This is a genomic window from Mycobacterium toneyamaense, assembly GCF_055384815.1.
The window spans coordinates 3182274-3196930 of sequence record NZ_AP040333.1 but is presented as its reverse complement, the minus strand read 5'-3'; the positions used below and the strand labels follow the sequence as shown (position 1 = coordinate 3196930).

Sequence of the window (14657 nt, the reverse complement as noted above, 5' to 3'; positions counted from 1 at the left end):
CGTCAATACGCGAAAACCATCTCGCCAAATGCGGTTTGTTATCAAAGTGATAGCTGGGACCATTGTTTTGATAGCGACTTGACTGCAGGATGTGACACGTTCTGATCGCCACAACCTCAGGAGCGCGTCATGGCAGTTCGCCGATGGACCGCGCTCGCCGTCGCAGTGGTGTTTCCGATCGCCGTAGCCGCACCAGCCCACGCAGCGGACGCCGCAATCGCCGGAACCACTTTGTCTGTGTCACCCACCGGATCCGCGACAGCGCTCTCTGACGGCACCGCGACGAGCGGAGCAGCACTTGCCTTCATCGCCAAAGGGACTGCGACGGCAACGCTGTCCATGCCCGTCACCGCCGCTGCGACCATCACAGTGCGCGCCAGAGGCGTGCCCTGCAACGGCTCACCCAACATGGTGGTCGCGATCGACGGTTCGCGAGTCATCAAGACCAGTGTCAAAGAGACGACGTGGACGAACTTCAGCACGAATCGCACGGTGCCTGCCGGATCACACGCTCTGACGATCACGTTCACCAATGACAATTCGACGAGCACTTGCACTCGCGCATTGCTCATCGACACGATCACCATGACCCTGGCCGGTTCGTCCACGACCACGCCACCGCCCGTGCCGGCCGGCACCGGGACCGCCGGCGTGCCGTTCACGTCGACGAGCACTTGGCGCACCGCGTTGAGCACCGCGACACCGGTAGATCCCAACAGCGCCAACATGGTTGCATACGCGGCGCGCAATAGAGCCGGTTACGCAAACCTCGTTCAATACGCGGTGCCGATCTACGTGGCCACCACGTCGACGCCCCGCTACAGCGTCGCTTGCACCATCAGCTCATGGGGACCGTGCCCATTCACCGGACACCAGATCCCGATCCCGTCTGGCGCAGTTCCATCTCCAGGATCGGACGGTGCGATGGTGGTCATCGACGAAGCCAGCCGCAACATCTACGAGTTCTGGCAAGCCAGGCAGTCCGGCGCCTCGTGGGTGAGCTCATGGGGTGCGGTGAACAGCCTCGACGGATCCGGCTGGGGCGGAGCCAGTACCGGTTCGGGCGCATCGCGACTCGCCGGAGTCATTCGGGTCGCCGAGATTCAACAGGGCAGCATCACCCACGCCTTGGCACTGCAGACCGACAACGTCTGCGCATCTATATATCGCGCCCCCGCACTCAAGACCGACGGGAATTCGACCGCAACCAATTGCATACCCGAAGGCGCGCGCGTACGGCTGAACCCATCGGTCAACCTCGCGTCATTGAGTCTCACGCCAGCCGAACGTACCGTCGCCACTGCGCTGCAGACCTATGGCGCCTACGTGATGGACAGGGGCGGATCGTCGATCAGCGTAAGCTTCGAGCGGGACACCACGGCGGCCGCGAATTCGATCGGTGCCGTATACCAGTCCGCTGGCTTGCGGTGGGACTACGACAGCATGCCCGACATCCCATGGAGCAGTCTGCAAGTGCTGGCGAGCTGAACCCGTATCGGTTCGCAATTTCGTGCTTCGCGCGACGTCGACTAGGAACAGTCCGCCTACGCTCAGGTGACCAGGCCTCTTCACGGCCGTTGATCCCATGGTCCGGACGAATCAGCCGCGCCGAGGCGCAGCCTATCTACGTGACCGGCAGTGATGGTCGCCAGCGCGGTCTCAGCAAAAGCGAGTACCAGATTGTGCGCTGCACGTCGCCGCCGCCGCCGTCACGCCGACCAACAGGTCCGATTGAAATCAAACTGACGTCCTAGCAAATAAATACTCATGGTCTGATTTGGCTGCGTACTGCACACTTCTCGTCATCTACGTCAATTTCTCAAATTATGGCGAATATTGTTGTGGCGCAGCGTGGTTCAGACTTTTGGAATTGTTTGCGAATCTCGATACACCACCGTCAATGCTCGCCATCATCGTTGCGACAACTGCGGACCTCGTAGCTCAAAACCGCATGCAGCGTCGAAAGGCCGGGCAAATGGACATCGGATTGGGCATCGGACGCGTAGGGGCATTGGCTGTTGCGCTCGGGGTCGGTATGGCCATCGCCGCCGTGCCGGGTATCGCAACGGCAGAGACCGATTCGGGTGCGACATCGTCGAATCCGCCCAAATCCGCATCCGTCGGCGCGCCGACGACAAGCAGCCAGAGGGTCGGGGCACCCAATAAGACTCACACCCCCGCCAAGCGGCGGCCCGGGCCCCGCGGCGCCGGCAGTGCCCCAAAAGGCCACGACGACGATTCGCCGAGCAGTCGACCGGTGGTGAACTCGACCGCGTCCACGCCGTCGCGAGATGGCAGTGCCGCCCCGCGCCCGGCAGCGGCTTCAGCCGCGGCCCGGAAGTCCTCCGCCGCTGCGGCGCCCCCAGCACCATCGCCTGTCGTGGCCGGAGGCGCCAACATCGACCGACTGGCCGTCTAGCACTACAACACCTCTCTGACAACAACCACGCCGCTCACAAATCTGAGCGCGGGGACTTTGACTGTCGGCCCCACCGCACCAATGGACACACCACTCGTACCGCTCGACTCGGCTGCGCAGTTGGGCCTGCTGGCCTGGACGCGTCGCCAACAGACTCAGACGGCGGCGACTACCGTCGCCGCAACGGCCGCAGTTCGACCGTTGACCGCGGTGGCGGTCACGGCTCCGCCGACGGCATCACCCACGCAGACGTCGCCGAACCCGACTACGGGCGTGGTGACTGGATCGATAAACGGCACAGACACCGCCGGAAACACGTTGAGCTACAAGCTTTCCGGCCAGACAGCGAGCAGCGGAGCCGTTGTGGTTGACGCCGCGACGGGCGCATTCACGTACACGCCGAGTCTGGCCGGCCGAGTGCTCGCCGGACTTGCGGGCGGAGCCACCAAGGACACCTTCACAGTCGCCGTCAGCAACGCCTCCACCTCGACATCGGTAACCGTCACCGTGCCAGTCTTACCCGCGACCATTGTCCCGTCGGCAACGCCCACCACCGTGGGCACCGGCCCGGTCGCGCTCGCAGTATCCGGCACCAAGGTGTATGCCGCCAATTCGGGCAGTTCCACATTGTCAGTGATCGATCGGACCACCGGCGCGGTGACCAGCATCCCGGTTGTCGGCTCGCCTTCGGCGATTGCGCTGAGCAGCGATGGCAGCCGCGCGTATGTGGCCGGAAACGGCGCAGTGTCGGTGGTCAACCTCACCACGAACTCCGTTGTGGCGACGGTGAATACCGGAGGTGGAACGGCTTACGGCATCGCGTTGTCCGCGAATGGTCAACGCCTGTACACAAGCAACTCGGGAACCAATTCGGTAACCGTGATCGACACCTCGACAGCGACCCCGAAGGTGCTGAGCACGATTTCGGTTGGTAAAAGCCCGCGCGCGATGGCGCTCTCGGCCGACGGAACCCGGCTGTATGTCGCAAATTGGAATTCCAAGTCGGTCTCGGTGGTCGACACCGGAACGAACAAGACGGTGGCCTCGATTGCCGTGGGCAGCAACCCCTTCGGAGTGGCTGTCTCGGCCGACGGCCGCCAGGTGTACGTCACGAACAACGGCAGCAACTCGGTGTCGGTGGTCGACACCGTGGCAGCGCGGTCGGTGTCGACCATCCAGATGGGTAGCAAGCCCCTCGGTCTCGCTCTGAGCCCCGACGGCACCATGCTGTTTGCTGCCAATGCCACAGACACGGTGTCTGTGATCAACATCAGCACCAACAGGGTGGTGGGCGCTCTCACCATCGACAGCGCGCCAGAGTCGAACTGGCACGGCATCGCATCCGGCCCGGATGGCCGGCAGCTCTACGTGTCCGATATGGCCGACAACGCTGTCCGGGTGCTGAACCTCAACAGTCCGCCCGTTGCCGGAGTTCCCACGGTGGGCACACCCGACCCGGCCAGCGGTGCAGTCAGTGGCACGCTGAACTTCGTTGATCCCAACAACAATTCGCTCACCTATAGCATCACTCAGCCCACTGCCGGCGTTGTCACGGTCACTTCGGCGGGCAACTACACCTTCACCCCGACATCTGTTGCCCGAATCGCCGCCGGACAGGCTGACGGGGCCAAGACCGCGGTGTTCGCTGTTACTGCCAGTGATGGCAGCCTGTCGGCCACGGTGTCGGTGTCAGTGCCTATCCTCGCCACGACCACCCCGACGACACCGACTGTGCCGGAATTCAATTCAGCGACCTGGCTCTGGAACGCGATATCAGGCGGAGCGGTACTCAACACCAATTCGGCAGCGTGGGCCGCTGCGATTTCGGGGGGTCAGCACGTCTTCGACATCAACGCCTACAGTGTCAGCGTGGTCGAGGCATCTCAGGTCACGGCCAACACGCCCCGCTACACCATCCAGTTCACCAATGCCCCGGCCTGGGGGCCCAGTCCGTTCGGGACGTATCAGGTTCCGATTCCGCTCGGCACCCCCGTTCCTACGGGCAGCGACGGTCATCTCGTCGTGGTCGACCCAGTCACCAACATGGTATTCGGCCTGTGGCAGGCGAAGTACAACGCAACGTCGAATACCTGGTCGGCATCGTGGGGCGGCATGACTTCGTTGACCGGCAACGGGATTGACACGTCCGGTTCGGCCACCGCCACCGGGTTCTCGCGGCTGGCGGGAATCGTCATGGCCGACGAGTTCAGCGCTGCGGCGGCGAACAACACCGGTCTCAACCATGCGTTGTTCTTCTCGTCGTCCTTTGCGGCGAATTCCTACGTCTACCCAGCCGTGAAATCCGATGCGTTGGCGTCGACGCCGCTCATTCCCCAGGGAACCCGGTTCATCCTCGACCCGTCGATCAACGTCGATGCGATTCCGGGAATTACGGCCGGAGAGAAGGTCATTGCTAAGACCTTGCAGACGTACGGCGGGTATATCGGGGATGCCGGCGGCGCTCCCCTGGCGCTGATCGGCCAACTGGACCCCGGAAATGCGGCATACACCGGAGCCGGCATCGCATGGGACTACTACAACATGAGTCACATCCCGTGGACATCACTGCAATTCCTGGCCACGTGGAACGGCGCCAGCCCGGCATGAGGGATCCGGCGCGATGCGACTGGGAGTGACGGCTGACTGATCCCATCATGGTTGAGCGGGTGTCGCGGTGGGCTTCGTCTGCAGCACCAACCAGCACGCTGCCACCGCGACGACGAACTGGATGGCAAGAAACGTGCCGAGAGACGTCGGCCCGACGACGCTGAACTCATGATGAAGCGAGCCGATGGCCAATAGGCCCACCGTGATCAGGATTCGGCTCCGCGGCATGTCACTGCGGTGTGCAAGACCCAGCAGATCGGCAGCAGCGCACGACAGCGGCAACAGTGCCAACGCGGCCAAGCGCTGTTCATTGTGTGCGAACCCGGTCCAGGCCGGATCGATCATCAACGGCTGAACTACCAATGACGCTGCGACAACCAGTGAACCCCAGCACCGGAACGTCACACGGCGCCACCCGAGGCTGATGACGAGCACGATGATCAGGGCGACAGGCACGATCAACGGGGCCATGGTGCGCGCAGCGTGGGTGATCAGTTCTGAAGCGGCAGCGGGTAAGTCGGCGATTCGTTTCAGGACTGAGTCGTGCAGGAGGGACGGCTCGTAAGGGATGGTGAAGCGAGCGGTAAACGCTCTGACTCCGCTGTAGAGCGCCGTGGTCAAGACGACCGCGACGGCAGCGATCGTGACGCGCACGCGGATCGATACCGATGACCGCCAGGCCGGATCCAGCAAGACCCACAGCGCCAACACCGGTGCGACACCGATCGCGCTCTGTCGCCCGAGAACCGCGACGACCAGGCCGGCCAACACCTGAGGTACCCGTCTGCTGCGAACGCCGTAAAGGCTCGCACCCAGCCCGATCACAAATACCAGATCGCCCAGCATGCTCGTCTGGATGAGGTAGGGCCGCAGGGCATACGGGCTGAGAGCCAATAAGCCCGCGGCAATGCTGAATTCGCCCAACGAGCAACTCTGAAGCAGCGCAAGAATCACCGCACCGAGGACCACGAGCACCCCCGCGAGGGCTACAGCGTATGCCGCGCCGAGCGGCAGCCCCGTGGCCCAGGAAAACAGCCCGACGGTGTAGTGGACGACAAATCGGCCGGTATAGGCCGAGCCGATGTGGCCATGGGGCAGATGGGGTGCCGCGCTCGCGATCTCGCGGTAGTCGATCGAATCGTGGGTCGGCGGTGCGCCGAGAGCGGAGTTGCTGACCAACAAGAATCCGGCAAACGCCACGAGGATCCAGAGCCGTGGATTCAGTCGGGTACTCAAGCGTCTTCTTTCCAGCGAACGTGCAAGGACTCAATCAACTGCCGTGCCACCACCGACCCCGGTCCGGGTTGAGCACCCCGCGCCAAGGGGTCGGCCCGGATAGCTCCCGGAAACGTCGAACCGAGGACGTGCGGGATGCGGCGCTACGTTTGCTGAAAATGCCACATCACGACAAAACATACCATTCGTTCGTTGTCTCGGCACTCCGCGTCAACAGCGGACAGCGACGTCCGAATCGCCCCGGCAACGGAGCTCTGATCGGTCGACGCGAGTTGGCGACGCCGGTGCGGCAGAATGCCAAGCTGGCGACCGGGACCGGCCGGGAGGCAGCTGATGTCGCCGTGCAGGAACACTTGCGCGTATCGCCACAGCTTTGCGGCTAGGTTGTTGTTACCGATGATCGGCCGGCGTTACTCGCCTTGAGCCCCACCAGTCACGAAAGGCCTCCCAAATGACCCGTGCTGCGAACGATGCCACGGCGGTCGGGACCGCCACCGTGTTGCTCAGCCTGGTCGCGGTGTCGCTGGCCGGGTGCGCACCCACGCCGCCACCGGCCTCCGACGGCAAACCAGGGCCCCACCAGATCACGGTGGCTGCAACCGATCATGAATGCACGCTGTCAAAAACCTCGACCGAGACGGGCCGGACCGACTTCGTTGTCACGAACAACGGCACCAAAGTGACCGAGTTCTACCTGTACGGTGCCGGCGCCCGGGTGCTGGGTGACGTCCACAACATTCAGCCGGGGCAGCAGCGAAACCTGTCCGTGGCCCTGAACGAACCCGGCTACTACTTCACGGCCTGCAAGCCCGCACTGATCGGCGACGGCATCAGCGCCGATTTCAAGGTTGACGGAAACCCCATTGCCGCGGACCGACAGGACGAGGCCGAGCAGAGCTACAAGCGATACGTCAGCAACCAGACCGGCGCCCTGGTGACCGCCACAGCGGCCCTTGTCGGCGCCGTCAAGAAGGGGGACGTCACCGGCGCTCAGGACCTGTACCCAACGGCACGGACGTACTACGAGCGCATTGCGCCTGTCGCACAGCGGTTTCCGAACAACCTCCAGACTCGGATCGACCTCGGCCCGGCCGAAGTGCATCCAGACGACAAATGGACCGGCTTCCACCGGCTGGAAAGGGATCTCTGGCTGAGCGGCCTACAACCTGATACCAACGCGGTGGCCGACAAGTTACTGGCCGACGTCAAAGAGCTCGATTCGGGTCTGACGAGTCCGGAATGGGCAGTCAGCGCCGACGAGGTGGTTCACGGCGCCCAGACCGTGCTGGCGACATTGGCCAAGGAAGCCATCACCGGTGGCGGTGAGATATTCAGTCACACCGATTTGTGGGACGTTCAGGCCGGCGTGGACGGTTGCCGCGTCGGGGTGGGTTCGGTACGGCCGGAAGTCGACCAACGTAGTCCCGAGCTCGGCAAGCGCATCGACCAGGCGTTTGCCAACGTTCAAGGATTGCTGGACAGACTGCAGTGGAACGGCGGCTTAGGCTTCGGACCCTACGACAGGGTGGCAGAGCCCCAGCGGCAAGAGCTTTCGCGCGCGATCGACGCGTTGAACATCGAGGTCGGCCAAGTGCCCAGCACTGCCGCCTCGCGATGAGCGCTGTCGGTGACCACCGCGATTACCGGCCTATTGCGAAAGCCTGGTCGTAGCAAGCGAAGACGGCGTCGCGCGCGTACATCGTGCCGAATTGTCCACGGGCGCCCTCCGATACCGCGCGGTTGCGTGCAGGATCAGTCAGGTCACAGAGGGCCTCGGCGAACTGCTCGGCCTGATCGGCCACCAGCACCCCGTGTTCCGTGCCGGTGGCGAACCCATCGGCACCGATATTCGTGGACACCACAGGCAATCCCCGGCCCAGCGCTTCGATGACTTTGAGTTTGATACCTGATCCGAACCTCAGGTAATTGACCAAGCCTGCCGCCGATGACAGGACCTCGGTGAGATCGGCGACGTATCCCTCCAGCGTCACGGACTCGCCCTGCCGCCCCACGATTTCGGCCAGCTCCGGTCCGCAGTCTCGCCCGATGATCCGCAGCCGCGCTTTCGGCATCCGGCCCAGCACCAAAGGCCAAACGTCAGTCAGGAACGCACGCACGCCATCCTCGTTGTGCGGTAGTGACAGCAACCCGACAAACACGAATTCCGGAGCTCCACCGTATTGGCGCGCACGGTACGGCGGCGGCTTGACCAACGGAGGCACCGCCATCACGTCGGCAGTTCCGCGGTGCGCGACTCGAGCCCGCAAGCGGGCTGCTTCACCGTCGTTCACCAGCAGATTGCGACGAAACCGCAATGCCGCGCGATCCTCGCTGCGCCGAGCCAGCAAACCTTCCATTCGCAGAAGCATCCGCTGCGGCAACTTGCTGTCGGCCAGCGGCCGCAATGGGCCGGGCACATGCTGCTCGAAATTGCCGAGCGGCCGGATCGTCACATCCGGGTACCGATTGCCCGCATCGAGCATCGCTGCGTATCGCTCGGAAAATAGGTCATCCAAATAACACAATTGCCAATCAGCACGCGCCGCATCGGCATACTGCGCCATGCGAATCGTGTCATAGATTTCGAAATCAGGGCCGATGCGGGCTATCGCTGCAGCTACTGCGCGTGCCACATCTGGTGAATACAGCAAAGATTCCTGTAGGGTCGATCGTCCAAACGGAAGGCGGGTGGACACCGCAGTCAGCGCCGCCCTTCGGCTCGGGCGCGGCAGTGGATGCAGGGTGACCGGAAACGCCTGCTGGGCGCGACCGCCGACGAGCAGGTAATGCACGTTGCCCGCGCCGAACCGCTCGCGGAAATACTCCAGGAAACCCGCCAGCACCACCTTCTTGCCGGCATCGGTCGGATACGGATCGACGGCACTGACCAGAGTCACCGACACCACAGCACCTGCCTCGATTCGCTACGCCGCCCCTACCCAACACCAGCAGCGGAAGTGTTCCCCACCTTACGGCGGTAGCCTGACACAAGCACCGCAAGGATGCAGTTTAAGCAAACATGTAGATGATCGACCAGCGCACAGAAAGTGGGTCCCCGACGGCGAAGTCTTCGACTCCTCCGAATACACTGACCACACGCCGGAGGATAGCTCGTCCCCAAATCGCGCTAGACAGTCTCAGCGCTTTTGAATGGAGTGATCGAAGTGATGGGACGCCACACGTCTGCGCGAAGGGTCGCAGCACCGGGGCTGTCAGAAAATTCGGCGACCGTCAGGGAAAGTGTGACGGAACCAGTCTCGGCCGATCCGCCGGAAGACACATTTCCGGAGTCCGCGGCAGCCAAAGCGGCGAATCTTGGCAAACAGACGATCTGGAACTACCTCGTCTTTGCGGTGAGCAAGAGCTCCACGCTGTTGATGACGATCGTCGTCGCCCGCCTGCTCACTCCCGAGGAATTCGGCGTCTTCGCCTTGGCGTTGTTGCTGGTCAACCTATTCGATTACGTCAAAGATCTCGGCGTCGGCCCAGCGCTGGTGCAGGTTCACCACCCGTGGAAACGAATCGCCCCGACCGGATTGACCCTTTCGATCGGAATAGGCGCCATCACCGGTGCACTTCTCGCCGCGACGGCGAGCAGCACCGCACGCCTGCTTCACCACCCAGACATCGCGCCGCTCATTCAGGTCCTTGCTGTCGCCCTAGGGATTTCGGCACTCGGCGTCGTCCCACTGTCTTGGATGCGACGCGATTTGAGCTTTCAGCGACGCTTGATGCCGGAGTTCGTCGGGGCCGTTGTCAAGACAGCGTTGACCATCTGGTTCGCGGCGACCGGCCACGGCGTATGGAGCCTGGTCTACGGCCAGATTGCCGGTGTCTCGATCACCACGGTCATGTACTGGTGGAGCGCTCCGACCTTCATGGCGCCGCGATTCCAATTGAGTGAAGCACGGGCGCTACTTCGATTCGGCATCCCGGTAACCGGAGTCACACTGCTCGCGTACGCCATCTACAACGTCGACTACCTGGCCATCGGAACCCGGCTCGGCACAACCGAACTCGGCCTCTACACACTGGCGTATCGAGTGCCCGAGCTGGTCGTGCTCAGTCTGTGCTCGGTCATCAGCGATGTGCTGTTCAGTTCGATGTCGCGCCTGCAACACGATCGGCGGGCGATGTCGGCGCAGTATCAGAAGGCGTTGAGTGTGGTTGTCGCACTGACAATCCCGATGGGCATCGGCCTGGCCGCCACAGCGCGACCGTTACTGGAAACGATGTACGGCACACGGTATGCCGCCGCCACGCATATCCTTGTGGTGCTGGCGTTGTACACCACGGTTTACTCGGCTTCCTTTCATGCGGGAGACGTCCTCAAAGCGGCGGGCCGCCCCGGCCTGCTGACAGCCATCAATGCTGCCCGGCTCGTGCTGCTGATCGGGCCCGTCTGGTGGGCTGCGGGCCACAGCGCCACGTTGGTGGCCGTCGCGCTTCTCAGCGTGGAAGTCGTGCATTTCGTGATCCGAATGATCGTTGTTCGCAAGGTGATTCCCCTAGGGTGGGCATCGGTTCTCTCGGTGATCGGCCGCCCGTTGGCCGCGGCTGTCCCGATGGGCGCCGCGCTATTCGGTATCGACGCTCTGCATATCCGTCTACCAGCACCGATCCAGCTTGCCGTTCTGGTTCTACTGGGCATGATTATCTATGCTTCGGCATTGTGTCTCACCGCACCTCAGCTGGTTCGGCCAGTCGTCAACCGGCTGGCGATAATGATTCGAAAGGGCCATCCATGAGTCGTCCGAAACGCCTGTGGCTGAACCCGCTTGTCGCGATCCTCGCGATCATCGGCGGGGTCCTGGGCGGAGTCGCCGGCACCCAATTGCTAAATTCAGCGACCTATCGCGCGACTGCACAGGTGGCCCTGGTTCCCGGGCCCGACTTGACGACAGCGGATTCGTCGGCCTATTGGGAGGTGCTCACTCAGGGACAGGTTCCGCGCACGGCGGCGACGGTCTTGTCCGATCCACGTTGGCAGGCAGGCGCCGCCGCAGCAGCGGGCGTCGACCCGTCGAAGCTGACGTTGTCCGCAGGCGCGGTACCGGAGACAACCATCGTGTCGATCACGGCCGACGCACCGTCGGAACACGCGGCGCAAACCGCTGTTGCCGATCTGCTCGAAAAAGCCACGCCTGAGGTCAAGGCGGTTTCGGCACCGTTCCAGCTCCGCGTGATCTCGCCGCCTAGCGCGGTGGAGATGGCGACGTCACCGATCCAGCTGATCCTGACCGGCGCCATCGTCGGCCTCATCGTCGGCGCCGTGGTCGGTATCGGGGTGACATGGCTACGCTCGCGCCGCGGCACCGCGTAACCGAGGCCTGGTCCACGCGGTGGATCGTCGGCGTCCTCGTGGTCATGGTGGTCATGGAGATCGCCAACATTTCCGAGGTCGCTGCGCAGTACACAAAACCCCCGCTGTTCAAGACCAGCATGGCGTTGGGTGCGGTCGCGGTCGTTTTCGCCCTACGTGATACTGAATCCCGAGCACGACTCAATCGCTGGACAGCCATCGGTGTGGCCCTCGTCGGCGTGTACCTGGCCGGTCAACTGATCGCGATGGTGGGCACTGTAGACCTGACCGCATCACAAGGCGTCTTATGGCGATCCGTGGTGGATTTGGTCTATCTCCTGATCATCCTCGTACTCACCCAAGCCACCGGTAAGCCGTGGACTGTGGCGATGGCGGTGGCCGCCACCCTGGCGGTGCTGTCGATTCTGACGATTGTCAATTACCTGAGCGGCGGACATCTGACGTTCGGTGGGCTCGCTTCAATTTCGCAAGCACAAGGGCAATTGATCACAACCCAGCGTTTCGGCGGCCCCTACGGTGACTCGAATTTCTGGGGCCGCCTGTTGGTCCTCGGCCTTCCCATGGGCTGGGCATTGGCACAGCGCAGTCGCCTCGCCGGCAACCAGTTGCTCAGTTTGTTCTGGCTGTTCACCACCGTACCCATGGTGATCGCCGTCTACCTCACGCAATCGCGCGGCACGTTGCTGGTGGCTGGTCTCGCGGTGGTGTTGTGGTTCATCGCTTCGGGCAAGCCGGCCAAGCTCGCATTGATTCCCCTTGCCATCGCAGTGGCGTTTGTAATTCCTGGCATCGGCAACCGCATCATCGCGCTGGGAAGCGACTTGTTCAGCGCCGACCGTAAGTACGATATCGATCCGTCTGTACTCGGCCGCCAAGCATCACAAGAAATGGCCTGGCAGATGTTTCAGCAACGGCCCGTCTTCGGTTTCGGACCGGCTACGTTCGGCGGCCAAGTCCCCTTCTACACCGACAGAGTGTCTACCGCGGTTCACGAAGGACTCGTGGCCCCGCACAATCTGTATGCGCAACTGCTCGCCGAATCCGGCGTCGTCGGCCTGATCACCTGGCTGATCATGCTGGGTGGCGTGTTCACGATCCTCGCACTGCGGATCTCTTCGGACCCCATTTCGGTGGATCGGGCACTGGCAGCGGCGACGCTGACCGGCGTCGTCACTTGGTCGGTCGCCAGCATCTTCCTGCACCTCGCGTACTTCCGCTCGTTCGCGATCGTGTTGGCCCTGGCCTGCGCACTCGGGCCTGCCGAGCCGGTACCAACTGCGATCAAACGGCGGATGCTACGGACCACCGCAACGTGGATGGTCGCGGTGATCGCCGGCGCCGCAGCCGCCGGCGTCACCATGCTGACGAGGACCACGCCAGCAGTGCAGGCCGCCCAGAAGGCGATCGTGGTGCCCGCCGGCCGACTAGACGGGTGGTCCTCCTACGCCATGAACGTCCGTGCTCGCACAGCGTTCCTGCCGACGATGGCCGAAGTCATGCACAACACCGAAGCCCCTGCCAAGATCGACGTCGACCCGGTCCGCGGAATTTTGACCTTCACCGTCACGGGTTCCGACGGCGATGCCGCGAGACGAAACCTTGCCAACGCGCTGGCGGTGGCGCGTACCCGTATCGATGACAACGTTGGTCACATGCAGTACAGCATCGCGGCGATAACCGATGTACAGCTGGAGCCCGTATCTCTGCGGTCCAAAGTGACGATCGTCTACGCCGCGGTTTGGGGTCTGGTGATCATGGTGCTCACCCGACTCGCCATCGGTCTCCTTGCCCGCCGCTTCCGGGTCAGCAATCCCGAACTGCCGACCGAGGCTGAGCACGAGTCCGCTGGAGCACCAGCGTGACGGACAACCGCACGGTGCTGGTCGAATTTTCCCCGTCGGGCGGCCTCTTCCAATTCGCTGCCCAACTCGGGGCGGCGCTGGCGGACCGTGGCGAACACGTTGAGCTGTGGACCGGTCCGGACCCCGAAATCACCTCCGAGGAAGCCAGATTTCTGGTCCGCTCGGTATTGCCCACCTGGCACCCCAATGACAACGACGACGCCGGTGGCCGTTTGCACTACTTGTTACGCCGTGGCACGCGCGCGGGTCGGCTTGTCCTGGCCTGGCTGACGCTGGCGGTCAAGCTGCGCCGGCGGCCGCCGCGCGCCGTGCTGTTCTCGCAGTGGCGGTTCACCTTCGAACCGTGGTTCGTCGTCGCAATCTGCAAGCTGCTGCCGCGCACAGTGTTCGCGATAGTCGCCCACGAACCGCTCCCCCGATCCGACGCGAAGGACACCAGCACCCCGAAGCAGGGACACCTGCTGCAGGCATCGTTCGCCGCCGCGTGGCGGCACATGGACGCTGCCTTCGTTCTCGGTCCGCGGACCCGGCAGATCGTCATGGAACATTGGCGGCCCAGCTGCGACGTCGTCGTCATTCCGCACGGCGACTCAGGCGTGATCAATCGAGGCCGCCCCGTGGTACCGGTCACCCAAACGGAACCGATCGCGCTGTTCTTCGGCACCTGGACCACCTACAAAGGCATCGACGTCCTGATCGAGGCCTTTCGCCGGGTCAAGACCGGCATGCCGACCGCCCGCCTGGTCATCGCGGGGGCGATCGGTGCCGACGTGAACGGCCCCGAACTGATTGCCAAAGCTGCAGCAGTCGGCGCGGAAACCCGTCCTGGCTACTGCGCGATGGATGAAGTGCAGAACCTCTTCGACTCCGCCAGGGTTGTTGTCACGCCCTACATCCGAGCCAGCGCAAGCGGCGTCGCGCACCTCGCGTACACGTTCGGTCGTCCGGTCATCGGCACCACCGTGGGCGATCTACCGGCCGCTATCGAAGACGAAGTGACCGGCCTGCTCGTGCCTCCGAACGACCCTGCGATGCTCGCCACAGCAATCCTCAAATTGTTGCAGAATCCCCAGTCAGCGGCCACACTCGGGGAGGCCGGGAGAGCCGCTGTGCAACGTTCCTGGGCTGTCGCAGCAGCCGCGATCAGCAATGAATTGACGGCGGCCACTGAACTGATCGGGTCGACAGAATGCGAGCCATGAGGACCAAG

Annotated in this window: 10 protein-coding genes and 1 pseudogene; 8 read left to right on the top strand and 3 right to left on the bottom strand. The window is 63.3% G+C overall.

Going from position 1 to position 14657, the window contains the following annotated elements; translation table 11 throughout:
- Positions 1–129: 129 nt before the first annotated feature.
- A pseudogene (locus tag ACZ5IQ_RS15415) lies at positions 130–531 on the top strand (carbohydrate-binding domain-containing protein); the annotation flags it as partial.
- 396 nt (positions 532–927) lie between these two features.
- Positions 928–1488: a hypothetical protein gene (locus ACZ5IQ_RS15410; RefSeq protein WP_406774648.1), complete on the top strand. Its 561-nt coding sequence runs from the start codon at positions 928–930 to the stop codon at positions 1486–1488.
- Positions 1489–2169: 681 nt separating this feature from the next.
- Here ACZ5IQ_RS15410 and ACZ5IQ_RS15405 read toward each other — a convergent pair.
- Positions 2170–2400: a hypothetical protein gene (locus ACZ5IQ_RS15405; protein WP_406774597.1), complete on the bottom strand. Its 231-nt coding sequence runs from the start codon at positions 2398–2400 to the stop codon at positions 2170–2172.
- 574 nt (positions 2401–2974) lie between these two features.
- On the opposite strand from ACZ5IQ_RS15405, the gene ACZ5IQ_RS15400 reads away from it, so the two are divergent.
- The gene (locus tag ACZ5IQ_RS15400) at positions 2975–5026 is read left to right on the top strand and encodes a beta-propeller fold lactonase family protein (protein ID WP_464480014.1); all 2052 of its coding nucleotides are present in this window, start codon (positions 2975–2977) and stop codon (positions 5024–5026) included.
- Positions 5027–5071: 45 nt separating this feature from the next.
- Here ACZ5IQ_RS15400 and ACZ5IQ_RS15395 read toward each other — a convergent pair whose 3' ends face one another.
- The gene (locus ACZ5IQ_RS15395) at positions 5072–6262 is read right to left on the bottom strand and encodes a hypothetical protein (protein WP_131808814.1); all 1191 of its coding nucleotides are present in this window, start codon (positions 6260–6262) and stop codon (positions 5072–5074) included.
- A 451-nt stretch (positions 6263–6713) separates the two neighbouring features.
- Here ACZ5IQ_RS15395 and efeO point away from each other — a divergent pair, with 451 nt between their 5' ends.
- A complete protein-coding gene (gene efeO / locus ACZ5IQ_RS15390; protein ID WP_082934829.1) occupies positions 6714–7880 on the top strand; it encodes an iron uptake system protein EfeO in 1167 nt (388 codons plus the stop codon).
- 22 nt (positions 7881–7902) lie between these two features.
- On the opposite strand, the gene ACZ5IQ_RS15385 is transcribed toward efeO, so the two are convergent.
- Positions 7903–9165: a glycosyltransferase family 4 protein gene (locus tag ACZ5IQ_RS15385; protein ID WP_064860136.1), complete on the bottom strand. Its 1263-nt coding sequence runs from the start codon at positions 9163–9165 to the stop codon at positions 7903–7905.
- A gap of 339 nt (positions 9166–9504) precedes the next feature.
- Here ACZ5IQ_RS15385 and ACZ5IQ_RS15380 point away from each other — a divergent pair, with 339 nt between their 5' ends.
- Genes ACZ5IQ_RS15380 through ACZ5IQ_RS15365 form a run of 4 tightly spaced genes read left to right on the top strand, consistent with a single transcriptional unit; the run spans position 9505 to position 14649 of the window.
- On the top strand, positions 9505–11010 hold the full coding sequence (locus tag ACZ5IQ_RS15380; protein ID WP_064860124.1) for a lipopolysaccharide biosynthesis protein: 1506 nt from the start codon (positions 9505–9507) through the stop codon (positions 11008–11010).
- Entirely contained in the window at positions 11007–11585 is a 579-nt protein-coding gene (locus tag ACZ5IQ_RS15375; RefSeq protein WP_212811435.1) for a YveK family protein, read from the top strand. Before ACZ5IQ_RS15380 ends, ACZ5IQ_RS15375 begins: the two co-directional genes overlap by 4 nt.
- Positions 11555–13447, top strand: coding sequence for an O-antigen ligase family protein (locus ACZ5IQ_RS15370; protein ID WP_064860126.1), 1893 nt, complete (start codon positions 11555–11557; stop codon positions 13445–13447). Before ACZ5IQ_RS15375 ends, ACZ5IQ_RS15370 begins: the two co-directional genes overlap by 31 nt.
- Positions 13444–14649 (top strand): glycosyltransferase family 4 protein, encoded by a 1206-nt coding sequence (locus tag ACZ5IQ_RS15365; protein ID WP_082934830.1) that lies wholly within the window; start codon positions 13444–13446, stop codon positions 14647–14649. Before ACZ5IQ_RS15370 ends, ACZ5IQ_RS15365 begins: the two co-directional genes overlap by 4 nt.
- Positions 14650–14657: the final 8 nt, after the last annotated feature.